Annotated in this window: 16 protein-coding genes; 8 read left to right on the top strand and 8 right to left on the bottom strand. The window is 65.2% G+C overall.

Translation table 11 applies throughout. The annotated features are described in order from the left end of the window. Positions 1-63 precede the first annotated feature (63 nt). The gene (locus tag CAG46_RS17530) at positions 64-1056 is read left to right on the top strand and encodes a bile acid:sodium symporter family protein (RefSeq protein ID WP_085616667.1); all 993 of its coding nucleotides are present in this window, start codon (positions 64-66) and stop codon (positions 1054-1056) included. 113 nt (positions 1057-1169) lie between these two features. Here CAG46_RS17530 and CAG46_RS17525 read toward each other — a convergent pair whose 3' ends face one another. Both CAG46_RS17525 and CAG46_RS17520 read right to left on the bottom strand, forming a co-directional pair. Beyond that, positions 1170-1763 carry a DUF4157 domain-containing protein gene (locus tag CAG46_RS17525; RefSeq protein WP_085616665.1) on the bottom strand — a complete coding sequence of 198 codons (594 nt, stop codon included), beginning with the start codon at positions 1761-1763 and terminating at the stop codon, positions 1170-1172. Further along, entirely contained in the window at positions 1750-2313 is a 564-nt protein-coding gene (locus tag CAG46_RS17520) for a TetR/AcrR family transcriptional regulator (protein ID WP_085616663.1), read from the bottom strand. Before CAG46_RS17520 ends, CAG46_RS17525 begins: the two co-directional genes overlap by 14 nt. 89 nt (positions 2314-2402) lie before the next feature. On the opposite strand from CAG46_RS17520, the gene CAG46_RS17515 reads away from it, so the two are divergent. Then, entirely contained in the window at positions 2403-3134 is a 732-nt protein-coding gene (locus CAG46_RS17515) for an SDR family oxidoreductase (protein ID WP_085616661.1), read from the top strand. A 31-nt stretch (positions 3135-3165) separates the two neighbouring features. After that, positions 3166-3777, top strand: a complete 612-nt coding sequence (locus CAG46_RS17510) for a 2-hydroxychromene-2-carboxylate isomerase (protein WP_085616659.1) — start codon at positions 3166-3168, stop codon at positions 3775-3777. A 95-nt stretch (positions 3778-3872) separates the two neighbouring features. On the opposite strand, the gene CAG46_RS17505 is transcribed toward CAG46_RS17510, so the two are convergent. The 4 genes from CAG46_RS17505 to CAG46_RS17490 form a co-directional block, all read right to left on the bottom strand. Next, a complete protein-coding gene (locus CAG46_RS17505) occupies positions 3873-4418 on the bottom strand; it encodes a cupin domain-containing protein (RefSeq protein WP_003248033.1) in 546 nt (181 codons plus the stop codon). 81 nt (positions 4419-4499) lie between these two features. Next, positions 4500-5705: an MFS transporter gene (locus CAG46_RS17500; protein WP_085616657.1), complete on the bottom strand. Its 1206-nt coding sequence runs from the start codon at positions 5703-5705 to the stop codon at positions 4500-4502. Positions 5706-5790: 85 nt separating this feature from the next. After that, positions 5791-6324, bottom strand: coding sequence for a cytochrome b (locus CAG46_RS17495; protein ID WP_085616654.1), 534 nt, complete (start codon positions 6322-6324; stop codon positions 5791-5793). Beyond that, positions 6321-7373 carry a catalase family peroxidase gene (locus CAG46_RS17490; protein ID WP_085616652.1) on the bottom strand — a complete coding sequence of 351 codons (1053 nt, stop codon included), beginning with the start codon at positions 7371-7373 and terminating at the stop codon, positions 6321-6323. Before CAG46_RS17490 ends, CAG46_RS17495 begins: the two co-directional genes overlap by 4 nt. Before the next feature lie 124 nt (positions 7374-7497). On the opposite strand from CAG46_RS17490, the gene CAG46_RS17485 reads away from it, so the two are divergent. Together CAG46_RS17485 and CAG46_RS17480 are read left to right on the top strand one after the other, a co-directional pair. Further along, positions 7498-8019 carry a sigma-70 family RNA polymerase sigma factor gene (locus CAG46_RS17485; RefSeq protein ID WP_075045376.1) on the top strand — a complete coding sequence of 174 codons (522 nt, stop codon included), beginning with the start codon at positions 7498-7500 and terminating at the stop codon, positions 8017-8019. Continuing rightward, positions 8016-8768, top strand: coding sequence for an anti-sigma factor (locus tag CAG46_RS17480; RefSeq protein WP_025339389.1), 753 nt, complete (start codon positions 8016-8018; stop codon positions 8766-8768). Before CAG46_RS17485 ends, CAG46_RS17480 begins: the two co-directional genes overlap by 4 nt. A 120-nt stretch (positions 8769-8888) precedes the next feature. Here the strand turns inward: CAG46_RS17480 and CAG46_RS17475 are convergent, their stop codons facing one another. After that, positions 8889-9902 carry an RHS repeat-associated core domain-containing protein gene (locus tag CAG46_RS17475; RefSeq protein ID WP_256575097.1) on the bottom strand — a complete coding sequence of 338 codons (1014 nt, stop codon included), beginning with the start codon at positions 9900-9902 and terminating at the stop codon, positions 8889-8891. 304 nt (positions 9903-10206) lie between these two features. After that, positions 10207-11019 (bottom strand): exodeoxyribonuclease III, encoded by an 813-nt coding sequence (gene xthA / locus CAG46_RS17470; protein ID WP_025338931.1) that lies wholly within the window; start codon positions 11017-11019, stop codon positions 10207-10209. A gap of 132 nt (positions 11020-11151) precedes the next feature. Here xthA and CAG46_RS17465 point away from each other — a divergent pair, with 132 nt between their 5' ends. From CAG46_RS17465 to CAG46_RS17455, 3 genes are read left to right on the top strand one after another with little or no spacing between them, the layout of a single operon-like run. Further along, positions 11152-11802 carry an N-acetyltransferase gene (locus CAG46_RS17465; protein ID WP_025338932.1) on the top strand — a complete coding sequence of 217 codons (651 nt, stop codon included), beginning with the start codon at positions 11152-11154 and terminating at the stop codon, positions 11800-11802. 52 nt (positions 11803-11854) lie between these two features. Further along, positions 11855-13597: an autotransporter assembly complex family protein gene (locus tag CAG46_RS17460; protein ID WP_085616691.1), complete on the top strand. Its 1743-nt coding sequence runs from the start codon at positions 11855-11857 to the stop codon at positions 13595-13597. Next, on the top strand, positions 13594-17268 hold the full coding sequence (locus CAG46_RS17455) for a translocation/assembly module TamB domain-containing protein (protein WP_085616648.1): 3675 nt from the start codon (positions 13594-13596) through the stop codon (positions 17266-17268). The genes CAG46_RS17460 and CAG46_RS17455 overlap by 4 nt, the downstream gene beginning before the upstream one ends. The last annotated feature ends 17 nt before the right edge of the window (positions 17269-17285 follow it).

Here is a 17285-nt window from a genome sequence, read left to right as displayed (position 1 = left end):
TTAGCGGCGAAAAACCGAAGACCTTATCGTCTGCTCTTGCACAATGACAAGACGGAAACTGTGATGAAGTATTTGCGCATGTTATTCGACAATTTCACCCTGGCCTTGCTCGGGGTGGTGCTGATTGCCACCGTGCTGCCTTGCTCGGGCGACGGCGCGGTGTATTTTGGTTGGCTGACCAACCTGGCCATCGGCCTGCTGTTCTTCCTGCACGGCGCCAAGCTGTCGCGCGAGGCGATCATCGCCGGTGCCGGGCACTGGCGCCTGCACTTGCTGGTGTTCTCCTGCACCTTCGTGCTGTTCCCGTTGCTGGGCCTGGCGTTCAAGCCACTGTTCGTGCCGCTGGTGGGCAACGAGCTGTACCTGGGCGTGCTCTACCTGTGTGCCTTGCCGGCCACCGTGCAGTCGGCCATCGCCTTCACCTCGCTGGCGCGTGGCAACGTGCCGGCGGCCATTTGCAGTGCGGCGGCATCCAGCCTGCTGGGTATCTTCCTCACGCCGTTGCTGGTGATGATGTTGCTGGGGGCCAGCGGCGATACCGGTTCCGGCCTGGATGCGGTGCTGAAGATCACCCTGCAGCTGCTGGTGCCGTTCGTGGCTGGGCAGGTCGCCCGGCGCTGGATCGGTGCGTGGGTCAAGCGCAATGCGCGCTGGCTCAAGGTGGTGGACCAGGGCTCGATCCTGCTGGTGGTTTACACCGCGTTCAGCGAGGCGGTGGTCACCGGGCTGTGGCACACGGTATCGCCGCAGCACCTGGCCGGGTTGTTTGCCGTGTGCGGGATTTTGCTGGCAGTGGTGCTGTACGGTACCCGGCTGCTCGGCAAGCTGCTGGGCTTTGACCTGGAGGACCGCATTACCATCCTGTTCGCCGGTTCGAAGAAGAGCCTGGCTACCGGGGTGCCAATGGCGCAGGTGTTGTTCGTCGGCAGTGGCATTGGCGCGATGATCCTGCCGCTGATGCTGTTCCACCAGATCCAGCTGATGGTCTGTGCGGTGCTGGCGCAGCGTTATGCCAGCCGTGAGCAGGTGGCTGAAGAAGCTTCTGCGGTGTCCTGACAGGGCCCTATCGCCGGCAAGCCAGCTCCCACCTCGACCGCACAGCTCTCAAGGCCTGTGTAGTCCCTGTGGGAGCTGGCTTGCCGGCGAAGGGCTGCAAAGCAGCCCCTGGCTTATCTGGCCTGCCCCGAACCACGCTCGCGCAGCGCCTTGCTTACCTCGCCCTCGATCTTGTAGGCCGGCGCTTCCAGGTCGTCGTAGTTGCGCGTGTAGCGCCGGGCGAACTCTTCCACACCCAGCTGCTGATACTGCTGCACATGCTTGAGCTCGTGTGCCCACAACGCCACGTTGTCCTCGGCATCGGCGGGGCGGCGGAAGATGATCGTGTCGATCAGCGTCACGGCGTTAACGTCGGGGTTCTGCAGCAGCGCATTGGCTGCGCTCATCTGCTGTTCGTCACCCACCCGGAAGCGCGCCGCGTCCAGCACGGCAAAGTCGTACCAGGGTTCGAGTTGCGCACGGATATGCAACGGGATCGGCTCGACGCCGCTGGCGGTGGCTTCGTCGCGGGCCTGCTGCAGGGCGTAGGTCAGGCTGGACGAAGCCAGCACTTCCACGTCCTTGAAAATCTGCCCGGCCTGGCCGGGGTCGATGGGCGCACAGAAACACCCCATCAGGCACACCTGGTACTGCCCTGGCGGGCAGGCCTGTTCGGCCAGTGCAGGCAGGCTCAGCAGTAGCCCCAGCAGTAGACTAATCCGCTTCATGCAGGGCCTTCTCGACAAAGTTGCGGCTGGCGTCCAGTACCTGCGACTGCACGCTTTCAGTGGCCAGCATGCGCCCGACCAGCAAGGCACCGACGCACTGGCTGATCAGCACCCAGGCCAATTCGTCGTCCTCCAGGGTCGCGCTCCAGGCCTGGTGCAGCTCCACCAGCCAATGCTCGGCCACGGCGCGCACGGGTGTTTCGGCCCGGGCAATCTCCACCCCCAATGGCGGCAGCGGGCAGCCACCTTCGGCATTGTGCAGGTGGGCCAGGCTCAGGTACTGCTGCAGGCAACGGCCCAGGCGTTCGCGGCTGGCGCCCTGGTTGGCCAGGCGCGCCAGCGGGCTGTTGCACAGTTCCTGTCGCACTACCTCGGTGAACAGGTCGTCCTTGGACGGGAAGTGATTGTAGAAGGCGCCGCCGGTCAGGCCGATCGCCTTCATCAGCCCGGCCACGCCGGTGCTGGAAAAGCCCCCGCGTTTGGCCAGCGCGCCGCTGCTGGCCAGCAGCCGCTCGCGGGTTTGCTGCTTGTGTTCGTTGGTGTAGCGCATTCAGTTGCCTCTGCAGGCGGGCTTGACGGTGGCGGCGATCATAACATAGCGTTCGTTTACTAAACGATCATTCACCAATGGAGGCAGGCATGACAGAACAACAAAAAGTGGTGCTCGTGATTGGCGCGGGGGATGCTACCGGCGGCGAGATCGCCAAGCGCTTTGCCCGCGAGGGCTACATTGCCTGTGTTACCCGGCGCCAGGCTGACAAGCTGCAGCCGCTGCTGGACGAAATCCGCGCTGCCGGCGGCCAGGCCCACGGTTTTGGCTCCGATGCGCGCAAGGAGGAGGAGGTGGCGGCGCTGGTCGAAACCATCGAGCGTGATATCGGCCCGATCGAAGCGTTTGTGTTCAATATCGGTGCCAATGTGCCCTGTAGCATTCTCGAGGAAACCCCGCGCAAATACTTCAAGATCTGGGAGATGGCCTGTTTTGCCGGTTTCCTCACCGCCCAGGCGGTGGCCCGGCGCATGGTCCAGCGCGAGCGCGGCACCATCCTGTTCACCGGCGCCACTGCCGGCACCCGTGGCGCGGCGGGCTTTGCGGCATTCGCCGGGGCCAAGCACGCCTTGCGCGCCCTGGCCCAGAGCATGGCGCGCGAGCTGGGGCCGCGGAACATCCATGTCGCCCACGTGGTGGTTGACGGGGCCATCGACACCGCCTTCATCCGTGACACATTCCCCGAGCGCTACGCCCTCAAGGACCAGGATGGCATCCTAGAACCGGCCCACATCGCCGACAGCTACTGGTTCCTGCACGCCCAGCCCCGCGACGCCTGGACCTTCGAGCTGGACCTGCGCCCCTGGATGGAACGTTGGTAAGCCCCTTTCACCGAGCAAGGACCGTAACCACATGAACAAGACAGTCGATTTCTTTTTTGACCTGGGCAGCCCGGCCAGCTATCTGGCCTGGACCCAACTGCCTGGCCTGTGTGCCCGCCAGGGTGCCACACTGCGTTACCGGCCGATGCTGCTGGGCGGGGTTTTCCAGGCCACCGGCAACGCCTCGCCGGTGATGATCCCGGCCAAGGGCCGTTACATGTTCACCGACCTGGCGCGCTTCGCCGCGCGCTATGGAGTACCGTTCGAGTTGCCGCCGGGGTTCCCGGTCAATACCTTGACCCTGATGCGCGGGGCAGTGGGCACCCAGCTGCGTTCGCCGGAGCGGTTCGAGGCGTTGCTGGCGGTGCTGTTCAATGGGCTGTTTGCGCAGAGCCGCAACTTGGGCGATAACGCTGTCCTCGACGACACGCTGAGCCAAGGCGGCTTCGACCCGCAGGCATTTCGCGCGCTGGCGGGTGATGACGAGGTGAAGGCCGCGCTCAGGCACGCGACGGAAGAGGCAGTGGAGCGCGGTGTGTTCGGCGCGCCGACCTGCTTCGTCGGTGACGAGATGTTCTTCGGCCAGGACCGCCTGGACTTTGTCGAAGAGGCCCTGCGTCAGGGCGCCGACAGCCTTACCTGAAGGCGCCCCTCCCACAGGGTTGGCGCCTTCCCTGTGGGAGCGGCTTCAGCCGCGAACACCGGCGAAGCCGGTGCCATCCCTCACGCATGAAGCAATCAGAAATTCGCCGGGGTATTGGCGCTGATGATCTCGGCCTCGTCCGGGCCGATGTTCTTGAAACTGTGCGGCAGGGTAGTGGGGATGTAGTACCCGTCGCCCGAGTTGAGCACGCTCACCTGGCCATCGACCCACAACTCGACGGTGCCGCGGGTGACCAGGCCACACTCTTCACCCTCGGCATGCACGATCGGTTCGCCCGAATCGGCGCCCGGTGCATACAGTTCCCGCAGCATGCGCATCTGCCGGCCTTCGACACTGGCGCCGACCAGCAGCATGCGCAGGCCGTTGCGGCCCAGGTCTGGCTGCTCGCCGCCACGGAACACGTAGCGCTCTTCGCGCACCGGCTCGTCGAAACTGAAGAACTCCGCCAGGCTCATCGGAATGCCTTCGAGCAGTTTTTTCAGGGAGCTGACCGAAGGGCTGACGCGATTCTGCTCGATCTGCGAGATCGTCGAATTGGTCAGCCCGCTGCGGCGGGCCAGTTCCCGTTGGGAGAGGTTGTTGCGTTCACGCACCAGTTTGAGTCGCGTCCCCGTGTCCATAGCCGCCTTGTAATCAGAGGTGTCAATAATAATGAGCGATGCGCATTAAAACACACTCTGCGCGCTTGCGCGCTGTGCTTGTCAGGCCCGCTGATCGCGGGGCATCGGCCATGACCCGACCAGCAGCAACAGCGCCGCCACCGCCAGGAATGGCAAGCGTGGATCGACGGCATACACCAGCGTGCCGGCCAGCGGCCCGATTACTGCGCCCATGCCCTGGGCTGCACCGATGGAGCCGGCCGTGGCGCCTTGCTCGGAGGCGTGCATGGCATTGGCCGCCAGCGCCGAAAACGCCGGGAAGACAAAGCCCATGCCCGCCGCCGCGACAAAGTAGCAAGCCCACAGCCAGGGCGCCGTGGTGGCCAGCGAGCCGCAGGCAAAGCCCAGGGCCGAAACCGTGGCGCCGACCCGGATCATCTTCAACGGCGGCCATTCCAGCTGGCGCAGCAGCACCTGCGCCAGGATCAGCGCCACACCCACCGTGGTCAGGGCGATGCCGGCGGCCTGGGCTGCCTCGGCAGGGCCCAGGTGCAGGCGGTCGAGGGCAAAGAAACCGACGATGATCTGCGATACCGTGACACTGAGCATGGCGCTGAACGCCACCAGCAAGGGCCGGCGCAGGCGCGGGTCGTTCAGCCGCACCGGGCTGGGGGCATGGCTGTGCGGCAGCGCCTGCGGCTTGAGGGTGAACAGCAGGACCAGAAAGGCACTGGCCGGCAGCAGCGACATGATATGGAACGGCAGGCTCAGGCTATGCCGCGCCAGCAGCGCTGCCAGCGCCGGCCCCACCACCAGGCCCACGGCGTTGGCCGCCCCCAGCGAGGCCATGGCCCGGGCCCGGCGTTGCGGTTCGACATGGTCGGCGATCAGCGCATTGCAGCCCACCGGGATGGCAGCATAGAAGGCGCCGATACAGCCGCGCGCGACCATCAGGCCGATGAAGGCCAGGGTCGCCCCCGGCAGCCAGCGCAGCGCACCTTCGACGAACAGGCACAGCAGCCAGTAGGCAAGGGTGAAACCGGCGCTGCCCAGCAGCAGGATGCGCCGACGTCCCAGGCGATCTGCGGCGCGCCCCCAGGGCCGGGCCAGCAGCACCCAGACCACGCCCGCCACGGTCACGGCGGCACCGGCTTGCCAGGTGGCCATGCCGAGCTGGCGGGCGATCGGGCCGATCAGGGCGACGAAGGCCATCATCGACATGGTACAGGCCATGTTGGCCAGCAGCAGGGGGCGCAAGTCCAGGGCGCTGGCGGGTACAAGGGTGGCAGGATCCTTTGCGAGGTTCATAGGGCAGTCCAGGGCGGTTCGGCAGATAGAAAGCCGATCTTGTTGGGAATTATTATCGATTGTCGACCCCCTGGGCTGCCGAGCTTCATTCGCTGCGGCGCAGTGGGCCAGGCCACATGCTACGCAACACGCCATCGCGGCGCACCCACGCGTGCATCAAGGCCGCACCCACGTGCACCAGCACCGTGGCGAACAGCAGGTAGCCGGCCCAGCCGTGGGCCTGGCGCAGCACGGCGTACAACTGCAGGTCATGCGGGGCAATCGCCGGCAAGCCCAGCGGGCGGGGGTAGCCACCGGCCGACAGCATGGCCCAGCCCAGCAGCGGCATGGCCAGCATCAGGCCATAGAGCAGCAGGTGCGAGGCCCCGGCTGCCCAGCGTTGCAGTGTGGGCAGGTCGTGCGGCAGGGCTGGGTGGGGCAGGGCCAGGCGAATGGCGATGCGCAGCAGCACCAGCACCAGAAGGGCCAGGCCGGTTGCCTTGTGCAACCCGATCAGCACGGGGTGGCGCGGCGACAGGTCGGCGACCATGCTCACACCGATGAACAACATGGCCAGGATCAGCACGGCCATCAGCCAGTGCAACAGGCGGGCGAGGGGGTGGAAGGCGTCGGTTTTCATGGGTGGGCTCCGGTGCCGAGCGATTCGCGGCTGCGGCGATTGAAGGATTCCGAGTAGGCGGCCGAACGGGCAGCGAGGATCGGGTCGGCAGAGGCCTGGATGCCCCGGGGCAAGATCAGCGGGTCGAAGTTGAGGTCACGGCAGGCACCTTGCTCGGGGCCGTCGACCTGCTCCAGTACCAGCGTGCCGGCGTCCACGCTGCGCCGTTCGGCAGGCCAGGGGCTGGCAGGGTCGTCCACCGCATCGCCAGTTTCCGCCAGCACCAGGCGCAGGGTCCAGCGCAGCGGGCCTTGGGCCAGCCTTTGCTGCAGGTCGTGCTGCAGGAACTGTTTGTCATCGACCTGGGCAGGCAGGGCGGCAAACGCTGTTTGCGGCTCCAGTTGCCAACGCACGGGGTGGGCTGCGCCGCTTGCGTCGATCAGGCGGAAGGCGTTGATGCTGTGGTACTGCGTGCTGGCGAAGCTGTTGCTGGGCTTGTAGCCTGCCGCCCATTGGCGAAACGCCGCGCTTTCCGGGTGTGCGGCGAAGAACGCCTGCAGTCTGCCCGGGTCCGGCTTGCCGGTGGCCGGGTCTGGCGCCCCTGCCAGCACCTGTTCATAGAAGGCTTGTGGCGTGCTTACCGCCAGCACCGGCGGGTTGTTCATGCCGGTACGCCAGACCTGTCCGTCGTCGGTGCTCAGCTCGATGGCCAGGCTACGCACCGGTATGCCGGTATCCGGCGCGAACGGGTTGGCGCCACCGATGGCGAAGCGGCCGATCACTGGCACCCGCGGCTGGCTGAACGCCCGTGCCGTGGACAGGCTGGCGGCCTGCCCGCTGGGCTGGAAGTAGCCGCTGACGCACAGGCCCTTGGCGTGGTTCTTGCGGTAACCCGGGTAATGCCCGGCCTGGGCTTCGAAGGTGTCGATGATGCGCTGCGGGGTCAGGCGGGTTTCGCCAAGCCAGCCGGCAGCATAGGCAAAGGCGGCGCCCGCGCTCAGCATCACGGCGCCGATGGCGGCCAGGCGCGGGGCCTTGGCCGGGCCGTGCAGAGGTGAGTTCATGGTCATTGTCCGGTTCGGTGAAGGTGCCGGTACGACGGCGCAGGGAAAAACTTATTCCATCGCCGGGAATAGAATTTCCTCACAGGCGTCTGCCTCTTACACTGACAGCCCCAGAGGCCGGGACTTTGCCATGCATGATCTGGACGACCACCAGTGGCGCGAGCTGCTGGCCCGCCTGCGCCGCTTTGCCGTGTGGCTGACCCGCGAGCCGGGCAGCGCCGACGACCTGGTGCAGGCCACGGTCGAGCGGGCCTTGAGCCGGCGCGACCAGCAACGCGACGCCGATGCCCTGCGGGCCTGGCTGTTCACCATCCTTTATCGGCTGTTCCTCGACGGTAAGCGCCGCGAGCGCCTGCATGCGCGCTGGCTGTCCTGGTTCGGCCGCGCTGAGCGCGACGACGAGCCGGTTGGCGGCAACCTCGAGGCCATTGTCCTGGCCCAGGCCGACCTGCAGGCTTTCGCCCGGCTCACGGCAGAACAGCGTGCGCTGTTGCTGCTGGTCAGCATCGAGGGTTTGAGCTACAAGGAGGCCGCCCAGGCCCTGGGTATCCCTATCGGCACTGTGATGTCGCGCCTGTCGCGCGCCCGCAATGCCTTGCGCGAACTGACCGAGGGCAGCCCCCAGCCCCCGGCCTTGCGGAGACTGAAATGACGCGCCTGATCCCCAGCGAAGACGAACTGCACGCTTACGTCGACGAGCGTCTGGAGCCTGTGCGCCGGGCCGAAGTGCAGGCCTGGCTGGCGGCCAACCCGCAGGCCGCGGCCAAAGTCGAGGGTTGGCGTGCCGACGCCCGCCGCTTGCGTACGGCACTGGCCGGGTTTGGCGAAGTGCCCGGGGCGGCGCAGCTGGACCTGGGGCAGTTGCGCCGGCAATTGCGCCAACGCCGCCAGCGCCGCTGGGCCACGGCGGCGGTGTTGCTGCTGGCATTGGGCGTGGGTGGCCTGGGCGGTTGGCAGGTGCGCGACGCGACCTTGGCGCGTGCCGACCTGCCGATGGCCGATGCCGTCCAGGCACACCGTTTGTTTGCCGGTAGCCAGGCGCTGGATATCCAGGCCAGCGACCCGGGCCAGTTGCGTGACTGGCTGGGGCGCCACTTCAGCCGCGTGGGCCAGTTGCCGGACCTGGCGGGCTACGGCTTCAAACCGGTGGGCGCGCGCCTGCTGAGCAATGAGCAGGGGCCGGCGGCGCTGCTGGTGTTCGAGGATGGCAAGGGCCAGCGCATCAGCCTGTTCCTGCGCTCACCAGGTGATCAGTACCGGCGCATGCCGGACGGGCAGCGGGTGGATGGCCAGCTGGAGGCGCGGTATTGGTCGCACGGGGCCTACAACTTTGCTCTGGTCAGCGCGGCGGACGATGTGCGTGGGGCGGGGGTGGGGGAGGCGTTGCGGTTGGGTCTGTGAATAAATTGCAGACTCTATGCAGCTTCGTCGAGGAACACGCTGGGGCCGCATTGCGGCCCATCGCACGACAGTAAGTGCCTGCTGCTAACCCGTAGTGCTCAAGAGTGCTGCCCCAGACCATCAGAAGTCTCGGAGATTTCGATTCAATTCACCCAAGCCCCATTCAGGCAACGTGTTTTCCATCCCGGGTGGCGCACCATCCCCGTTCACAGCGGGACTGCCCTGTGCTGTTGTAGTCGGAATGGTATTAGAGTTGATGTGAAGTCGGGCCATATAATTGGCCAAGTTGCGCTTAACCCACGCTAATGTATCGGCCTCTTTCTGCTCACGCCGAGTCACAGCTAATCGTGGTATCGGTGAACGGCTTCTCGAACTGGAATATCCCCGAGATTCGGAACGGCTACTAGGCCCGGAACTGTCGCTGTACCAAGAACTGCGCCTGAACGAGGAACTGCCACTTGACTCGGATAGTGTATCTGGCTCTCTGTAGTGATTTTCAGACATTGACCCATCGATTTTCCGTCTTTGTTGACGGTTAAAACCTTCTTGAACCTCATCTTTGACTTTTAGGGGCGAACGACTTCTGGATGGAGAAGTTGCATTAGGCTCAACTCTCGCGCTGGTGGGATGGTGACGGCCTCTTGCGGCCGGGCGCCCGCGAAGAACCGGTTTTGGCATATGCCCGGACGCGTCAGCCATGTTCACAGGGTCACCGGCGCAGTAATTGTAGGCGTTCAGCCCTCCATCGCCGAAGGGGCTCCAACTGTCACTCGAAAAAAAGCGCATCAGGATGGAGGAATAGACCCTATATCCGTTGCCAAGAAAGTAAAAGACTGGGCCAAGGTTTCGATAATGCCCATTGAATCCCAGTAGTAATCGTTGTTCTTCAGGGAATGGCGCATATCCATAAGGTGTATAAGTCACATCGGCGCGCAAACTGCCGAGCAGGCCGAGCACGGAGTTTTGTTGGTCGCCAAGTATCAGTGCCGTTTTGTCACCTCCCTCATCGCGAAGCCTCTGCGCCAAGGGGGCGCCGTTGTTACGGAATACACTGTGTATCGTGTCGGCACCTGACTCAAGGTAAAGATACCCGTTCTGGTAGAAAAGCTTTAGAGCTCGATTTGGTATGGACATGGCGTCTTCATTGTTAGCCATAGATGCGAGCAGATTGGCTGAAAGGCGCTGAGGTGAAAACTGGCAGATTTGATAGGTGCCCCCGCTCCCACAGGTACAGCACAGAGAGCTGTGCGATCTTTGTGGGAGATTGCCCAGCCTTTTTTGGGCTGCACTGTCGCGCAGAGCACAAAAAAATTCGCGCCTTTGACGCGTCCTCCGTAGGAGCAGCACAAGGCTGCTCCTACGGAACCTCACTGAACCAATGAGTCACGTATTGTTCTATGAGGCTTGCGGCGATGGGCTGAGCAGCAGCCCCCGGCGATCAGCTCAATTCCAGCCAGATCGGCGCATGGTCCGACGGCTTTTCCATCCCGCGCAGTTCATAGTCCACACCCGCCGCCTTGATCCGCGGCACCAGGTGCTGCGAGGCCATGATCAGGTCGATGCGCAGGCCGCGCTTGGGTTCGTCCTCGAAGCCGCGGCTGCGGTAGTCGAACCAGCTGAAGCGGTCGGAAACTTCCGGGTACAGGTGGCGGAAACTGTCCACCAGGCCCCAGCCTTTCAAACGTTCCATCCACTCGCGCTCTTCCGGCAGGAAGCTGCACTTGCCGGTCTTGAGCCAGCGCTTGGCGTTGTCCGGGCCGATGCCGATGTCGCAGTCCTGCGGCGAGATATTCATGTCGCCCATCACCAGCAGTGGCTGGTCGTTGCGGAACTGGCCTTCCAGCAGCGCCTGCAGGTCGCTGTAGAAGCGCTGCTTGGCCGGGAACTTGGTGGGGTGGTCGCGGCTTTCACCCTGGGGGAAGTAGCCGTTCATGATGGTGATCGGGTTGCCATCGGCATCGGCGAAGGTGCCCCAGATGAAGCGGCGCTGGGCGTCTTCTTCATCGCTGGCAAAGCCTTTGTGCAGGCTCAGCGGTGCCTGACGCGACAGCAGGGCCACGCCATAGTGGCCTTTCTGGCCGTGGTAATGCACGTGGTAGCCCAGCGCCTGCACGTCGGCCAGCGGGAACTGATCGTCGCTGACCTTGGTTTCCTGCAGGCCGATCACGTCCGGCTGGTGCTTTTCGATCAGCGCCGCCAGCTGGTGCGGGCGGGCCCGCAGGCCGTTGATGTTGAAACAGACGATCTTCATGGAAAGATAATCCCGGTAAAAGGCGCGATGCTAGCCGACATCGCCTCCCATCACCAGCATGGCGGCTTCGGGAGCCTGCTGCTAACGTCCTTCCCAGGGCACTGTAAGCCCATTCCAGGAGGACTGCCCGCAATGCCCGAAACCACTGCCGCTCCGGCCCGTGTCTGCCTGCTCGATGACGGTTACAGCCGCGAGGCGCGTTCGTTGCTGTACAACGCCTACCGTCACGAACCTACCTTCGCCTATATCTTCGAGGCCCAGCGCCCAGGCTATGAGCGGCGCCTGCGGGTGATGGTGCGCGAGTGGGTACGCCAGCACTTCTACCTGCAACTGCCCGCCATCGGCCTGCTGGTGGAGGACCGCCTGATCGCACTGGCCCTGATCGTGCCGCCGCTGCGCCGGCTGGGCGTGGCCGACAGCTGGGCCTGGCGCCTGCGCATGATGATGGGCACCGGCCTGCGCTGTACGCGCCGTTACATGGACTACCAGGCCGCCCTGGCCACCTGCCTGCCCACCGACGAGGTGCATGTGCTGCCGCTGTTGGGCGTGCACCCGCAATTTCAGGGCAAGCACTACGGCGAGCAATTGTTACAAGCTGTGCATGACTGGTGCGCAGACGACCCTGGTACCCAGGGTGTGGTGCTGGACACCGGCAACGAGCACTACCTGGCCTTTTACCAGCGCCAGGGTTATGAGGAAATTGGCGAGGTGGCTGTAGGACCAATCCGTGAGAGGGTGTTCTTCCATCCCAATCCGGTCTCTTCCAATTCTGCTTTTGCCTGAGCAGACGGCACGGCGGCTCCCTTGAGCGCCCGGCTCTGGTAGCATGCGCCGCATGACGTATTCAGGAAGATTGACCTGGGGCCTGGTTATCTGGGTCGCCAGTTTCGCAGCATGGGGCCAGAGCGAGTTGCTGGTGAAGGTAAAACCGGCCAACAAGGCGCTCAAGGCCAATGTCGAAGGCTATATCGGTACCCTTGGCGACCGCGATGAAGAAGCGCTGCTGCGCTTCAGTCGCGGCGCCCAGGAGCAGGCGCGCAAAGCCGCGCAGGCACTTGGCTACTACCAGGCGCAGATCGACACAGAGGTCAAGCCCGCCAGCGAGGCTGACCGTTCCCCGCAACTGATCATCACCATCGACCCCGGCGAGCCGATTCGCCTGCGCAACGTGACCGTACGCATCGAAGGCCCCGCCAGCGAGATGAAGGCCTTTCGCGTGCCCGACAGCAAGGCCCTGCGCGCTGGCGAACAACTCAACCACGGCCATTACGAGGATGCCAAGCGGCTGATCCAGAACCAGGCGTCGCGCTATGGCTTCTTCAGTGGGCGCTTCAGCCGCCAGCGCCTGGCGGTCGACCCCCAGGCGGGTGTGGCCGATATCGAACTGGTCTACCAGAGCGGCCCACGCTATCACCTGGGCGCCGTCACCTTCGGTGGCGACACACCGCTGGACGACGACCTGCTGCAGCGCATGGTCTCGTTCAAGCCGGGTACACCTTACGACTCGGAACTGATCGCCGAGCTGAACAATGACCTGCAATCGAGCGGCTACTTCGAAGGCGTGCGCGTGGATGCGGCGCCCACCGCCGCCGTGGGCGAAGAAATCCCCGTGGATGTCCGCCTGGAAACCCGCAAGCCCCGCACCATGGGCCTGGGCCTGGGCTTCTCGACCGACGTCGGGCCTCGCGGCAAGGCCAACTGGACCCGCCACTGGGTCAACCCGCAGGGCCATAGCTACGGTTGGGAAACCGAACTGTCGGCGCCCCGGCAGAACGTCGGCCTTTGGTACGACATCCCGCTCGACCCGCCGCTGACCGACAAGTTGCGCTTTGCCGGCGGCTACCAGAACGAAGAAATTGCCGGCACCGACACCCTCAGCAAACTGCTGACGGTGGGCCCCGAGTGGCACAGCAAGCTGCCAAGCGGCTGGCAGCGGGTGATTTCCCTCAAGTACCAGCGCGAGGAGTACCGCCTGGGTGATGACTCCGGGCTGAGCAACCTGCTGATGCCGGGGGTGAGCTACTCCTTCCTGCGCAGTGACAACCGCATCGACCCGCATAACGGCTACCGCCTGCAGTTCGATGTACAGGTGGCCAAGGAAGGGCTGGTCTCGGACACCAACCTGCTGCATGGCAACGTGCTGCTCAAGGGCCTGACCACGCTTGGCCGTGATCACCGCTTGCTCGGCCGGGTTCAGTTCGGTGGCAGCGCGACCAATGGCTTCAAGAACAACATTCCGCCGTCGCTGCGCTTCTTCGCCGGTGGCGACCAGAGCGTGCGTGGCTATGACTACCAGACCCTGTCACCGAAGAACAGCGACGGCGACCGCATTGGCGGGCGCTACCTGGTCGCGGGCAGTGTCGAGTACCAATATTCGCTGACCGAAAAGTGGCGGCTGGCAACCTTCGTCGACCAGGGCAACTCGTTCAACGACCTGGAGCTGCCAAGCCTCAAGACCGGTGTCGGTTTTGGCGTGCGCTGGGTGTCGCCGGTCGGGCCGCTGCGCCTGGACCTGGCCAAGGCGCTGGATGATGAAGGGGGAATTCGCCTGCACTTTTCCATGGGGCCTGAGCTGTGAAACGCGTGATCAAGTACATTCTGGCGGGCCTGCTCGGGGTCGCCGCAAGCCTGGGCCTGGTACTCGGCCTGCTGCTGGGGACCGAGGCCGGCAGCCGCTGGGTGCTGGGCAAGGTGCCCGGGCTTGAGGTGGCTGACTTCCAGGGCCGCCTGGCCGGTAGCTGGCAAGCCAGCCGGCTGAGCTGGGCCGATGCCGGCAGCACGGTAGAGGTGCAGGCACCGCTGCTGGCTTGGTCGCCGGCATGCCTGCTGCGCTCTACCTTGCGCATTGACCAGTTGCAGGCGCAGCGCATCGACATGGCCTTTGCGCCCAGCGCCGAATCGGCCGACAGCGGCCCGCTGCAGTTGCCAGCCCTGCGCTTGCCGCTGGCCATCGAACTGGGTGAGGTCAAGGTTGGCCAGTTGCGCCTGGATGGCAGCGACCTGCTTGGCGACTTGCAACTGGCGGCGCACTGGACCAATACCGGGCTGCGCATCGACAGCCTGCACCTGCAGCGCGATGACCTGCAATTGAACCTGCAGGGCGACCTGCAGCCCGAAGCTGACTGGCCGGTGCAACTCCAGGCGCAGCTGCAATTGCCAGCGGTGGACGGCAAACCTTGGCAGCTGGCGCTGACCGCCACCGGCGAGCTGCAGAAAACCCTGAAACTCACAGGCACCAGCAGTGGTTACCTTGACGCCACGCTGAACGGGCAATTGCAGGCGTTGGCCGAGCACCTGCCGGCGACCTTGCAGATCCGCTCCGAGGCATTCAAGCCGGCCGCCTCGTTGCCCGACACCGTGCAGTTCAACCAGCTCAAGCTCGACGCCCGGGGCGACCTGCTCAAGGGCTATCAACTGTCGGGGTCGGCCAGCCTGCCGGCCGAGCAGTCGCCGATCGCCTTGCTGTTGTCCGGGCTGGTCGACAGCAAAGGCGCCCGGCTCGATGCCCTGGACCTGAACGCCAGCGATACCCAGCGGGTCAAGTTGCAAGCCACGGCTGACTGGAAGCAAGGCCTGGTCGCCGACGCCCGACTGGACTGGCAGGACTTCCCGTGGCTGCGCCTGTATCCACTGGAGACGCCGCCCGAGGTCACCCTCAAGCGGTTCATGGCCCAGGTGCATTATCGCGATGGCAATTACCAGGGCACCTTCAATGGCGACCTGGATGGCCCGGCCGGCGCGTTCAGCCTGGCCAGCCCGTTCGAAGGTGACCTGAGCCAGGTGAAGCTGCCGCAGTTGACGCTGAGCGCCGGGCAAGGCAAGGCTGTCGGCAGTGTCGCCGTGCGCTTTGCCGACACCCTGGCATGGGATGTCGACCTGCAGTTGTCGGCGCTCGACCCAGCCTATTGGCTGGCCGAGCTGCCGGGTACCCTGGCGGGGCCGCTGCGCAGCAAGGGCGAGATGAAAGGCGACGCCCTGAGCCTCGATGCCCAGCTTGACCTGAAAGGCCGCCTGCGCGGCCAGCCGGCAATGCTCAAGGTCGAGGCCCAGGGGGCAGGGCAGAGCTGGACCTTGGGCGCCCTGGCAATCCAGCTGGGGGACAACCGCATCAATGGCAGTGGCAGCCTGCAGCAGCGCCTGGCCGGGCGGGTCGACCTCGACCTGCCGCGCCTGGGCCAGTTGTGGCCAAGGTTGCAGGGCCAGGTCAAGGGTCGGCTGGACGTCGCTGGCATCTTGCAGGCCCCGCAAGGTACGCTGACCCTGCAGGGCCAGCGGCTGGCCCAGGCGGAAAACCGCTTGCAGCAGCTGGACCTGGATGCCCGCCTGGACAACGCCCAGCGCGGCGTGATCGAACTCAAGGCCAGCGGCATTCACCTGGGTGACACGGCATTGGGTACCTTGCAGGCCAACGGCAAAGGCGACATTCGCCAGCAAGCGTTGACCCTGGCGCTGGACGGCCCGCAGCTCAAGCTCGACCTCGGCCTGGATGGCCAGTTGAACAAGGGTGACTGGCGTGGGCGCCTGGCCAGTGGGCGGATCCAGGCCGGCGGCCAGGACTGGCAGTTGCAGGCACCGGCGCGCCTGCAGCGGCTGGCCAGCGGCCAGCTGGACTTTGCTGCGCACTGCTGGCGCTCCGGCCAGGCCAGCTTGTGTGGTGACGACCAGCGCCTGGCCCCCGAGCCACGCTTGCGCTACCACCTCAAGCAGTTCCCGCTGGACAGCCTGGCCCAGTGGCTGCCGAAGGACTTCGCCTGGCAGGGCCTGCTCAATGCCGACATCAATCTGGATATCCCGGCCACTGGCCCCAAGGGCAACATCGTCGTCGACGCCAGTGGCGGTACCCTGCGCGTGCGCGACAAGGACCGCTGGGTCGACTTCCCGTACCAGGCCCTGCGCCTGGACAGCACGCTGGCGCCAAGGCGCATCGATACCCGCTTGGCGTTCCGCGGCGAGCGCCTGGGCGAGCTGAACGTCAACACCCGCCTCGATCCACTGGGCAAGAACAAACCGCTGTCGGGCGATTTTCGCCTGGCCGGCCTCGACCTGTCGGTGGCGCGCCCGTTCGTGCCTATGGTCGAGCGCCTGGCCGGGCAGCTCAATGGCAGTGGCCGGCTGTCGGGCACCTTGCTGGCGCCGCAGGTCAACGGCAACCTGATGCTCAGCGGTGGCGAAGTCAGCGGCGCCGAGCTGCCGGTCAGCCTCGAGGACCTGTCATTGCAGGCATTGATTGCCGGCGAGCAGGTACAGCTCAATGGCGGCTGGCGCAGTGGCGAGGTGGGGCGTGGCCAGTTGAATGGCAACCTCACCTGGGGCCAGGCCCTGGGCATGGACCTGCGTCTGCAGGGCCAGCAACTGCCCGTCACGGTCGAGCCCTATGCGACGCTGGAGGTTGCCCCGGACCTGACCTTGCGCCTGATCGACGACAAGCTGGCGGTGACCGGCAAGGTACAGGTGCCCAAGGGCACGATCACTGTACGCGAGCTGCCACCGTCCACCGTCAAGGTTTCGGATGACACGGTGATCGTTGGCCACCAGACCGAAGAGGGCAAGCCACCCATGGCGATGGCCATGGACATCGATGTCGAAGTGGGCCGCGACAAGCTTTCGTTCAGTGGCTTTGGCCTCAAGGCCAACCTGCTCGGCCATGTGCACATCGGCGACAACCTCGACACCCGTGGCGAGCTGAGCCTGGCCGACGGCCGCTACCGTGCCTACGGCCAGCGCCTGACCATTCGCCGTGCGCGGCTGCTGTTCGCAGGCCCGATCGACCAGCCGTACCTGGACATTGAAGCGATCCGCAAGGTCGACGACGTGATTGCCGGTATCCGCCTGAGCGGCAGTGCCGAGCAGCCCACCAGCAAAGTGTTCTCGGAGCCGGCCATGAGCCAGGAGCAGGCGCTGTCGTACCTGGTACTGGGGCGGCCTCTGGGCGCGTCCGGCGAAGACAACAACATGCTTGCCGAAGCGGCCTTGGGCCTGGGCCTGGCGGGTAGCGCCGGGATCACCGGCAGCCTGGCCTCGAGCCTGGGTATCGACGACTTCCAGCTGGACACCGAAGGTTCGGGCAATACCACCAGCGTGGTCGCCAGCGGCAACCTCACCGAGAAACTGAGCCTGCGCTATGGGGTGGGGGTGTTCGAGCCTGCGAACACCATTGCATTGCGCTACAAGCTGAGCAAGAAGGTGTACCTCGAGGCTGCCAGCGGGCTGGCCAGCTCACTGGACATCTTCTACAAGCGCGACTTCTGAGCCGTCGCGGGGGCGGC

Origin of the sequence: Pseudomonas sp. B23(2017) (assembly GCF_002113725.1) — a bacterium.
In the GTDB taxonomy this organism is placed as follows: domain Bacteria; phylum Pseudomonadota; class Gammaproteobacteria; order Pseudomonadales; family Pseudomonadaceae; genus Aquipseudomonas; species Aquipseudomonas putida_Z.
Note: the sequence above shows the minus strand (reverse complement) of the source record. Positions and strands in the feature narration are given on the sequence as shown.

Coding starts and splice junctions, on each gene's coding strand:
- CAG46_RS17515 (WP_085616661.1), top strand. CDS start 2,403: ATGACAGAACAACAAAAAGTGGTGCTCGTGATTGGCGCGGGGGATGCT.
- CAG46_RS17505 (WP_003248033.1), bottom strand. CDS start 4,418: ATGGACACGGGGACGCGACTCAAACTGGTGCGTGAACGCAACAACCTC.
- xthA (WP_025338931.1), bottom strand. CDS start 11,019: ATGAAGATCGTCTGTTTCAACATCAACGGCCTGCGGGCCCGCCCGCAC.
- CAG46_RS17510 (WP_085616659.1), top strand. CDS start 3,166: ATGAACAAGACAGTCGATTTCTTTTTTGACCTGGGCAGCCCGGCCAGC.
- CAG46_RS17465 (WP_025338932.1), top strand. CDS start 11,152: ATGCCCGAAACCACTGCCGCTCCGGCCCGTGTCTGCCTGCTCGATGAC.
- CAG46_RS17520 (WP_085616663.1), bottom strand. CDS start 2,313: ATGCGCTACACCAACGAACACAAGCAGCAAACCCGCGAGCGGCTGCTG.
- CAG46_RS17500 (WP_085616657.1), bottom strand. CDS start 5,705: ATGAACCTCGCAAAGGATCCTGCCACCCTTGTACCCGCCAGCGCCCTG.
- CAG46_RS17495 (WP_085616654.1), bottom strand. CDS start 6,324: ATGAAAACCGACGCCTTCCACCCCCTCGCCCGCCTGTTGCACTGGCTG.
- CAG46_RS17460 (WP_085616691.1), top strand. CDS start 11,855: ATGACGTATTCAGGAAGATTGACCTGGGGCCTGGTTATCTGGGTCGCC.
- CAG46_RS17525 (WP_085616665.1), bottom strand. CDS start 1,763: ATGAAGCGGATTAGTCTACTGCTGGGGCTACTGCTGAGCCTGCCTGCA.
- CAG46_RS17480 (WP_025339389.1), top strand. CDS start 8,016: ATGACGCGCCTGATCCCCAGCGAAGACGAACTGCACGCTTACGTCGAC.
- CAG46_RS17490 (WP_085616652.1), bottom strand. CDS start 7,373: ATGACCATGAACTCACCTCTGCACGGCCCGGCCAAGGCCCCGCGCCTG.
- CAG46_RS17530 (WP_085616667.1), top strand. CDS start 64: ATGAAGTATTTGCGCATGTTATTCGACAATTTCACCCTGGCCTTGCTC.
- CAG46_RS17485 (WP_075045376.1), top strand. CDS start 7,498: ATGCATGATCTGGACGACCACCAGTGGCGCGAGCTGCTGGCCCGCCTG.
- CAG46_RS17475 (WP_256575097.1), bottom strand. CDS start 9,902: ATGTCCATACCAAATCGAGCTCTAAAGCTTTTCTACCAGAACGGGTAT.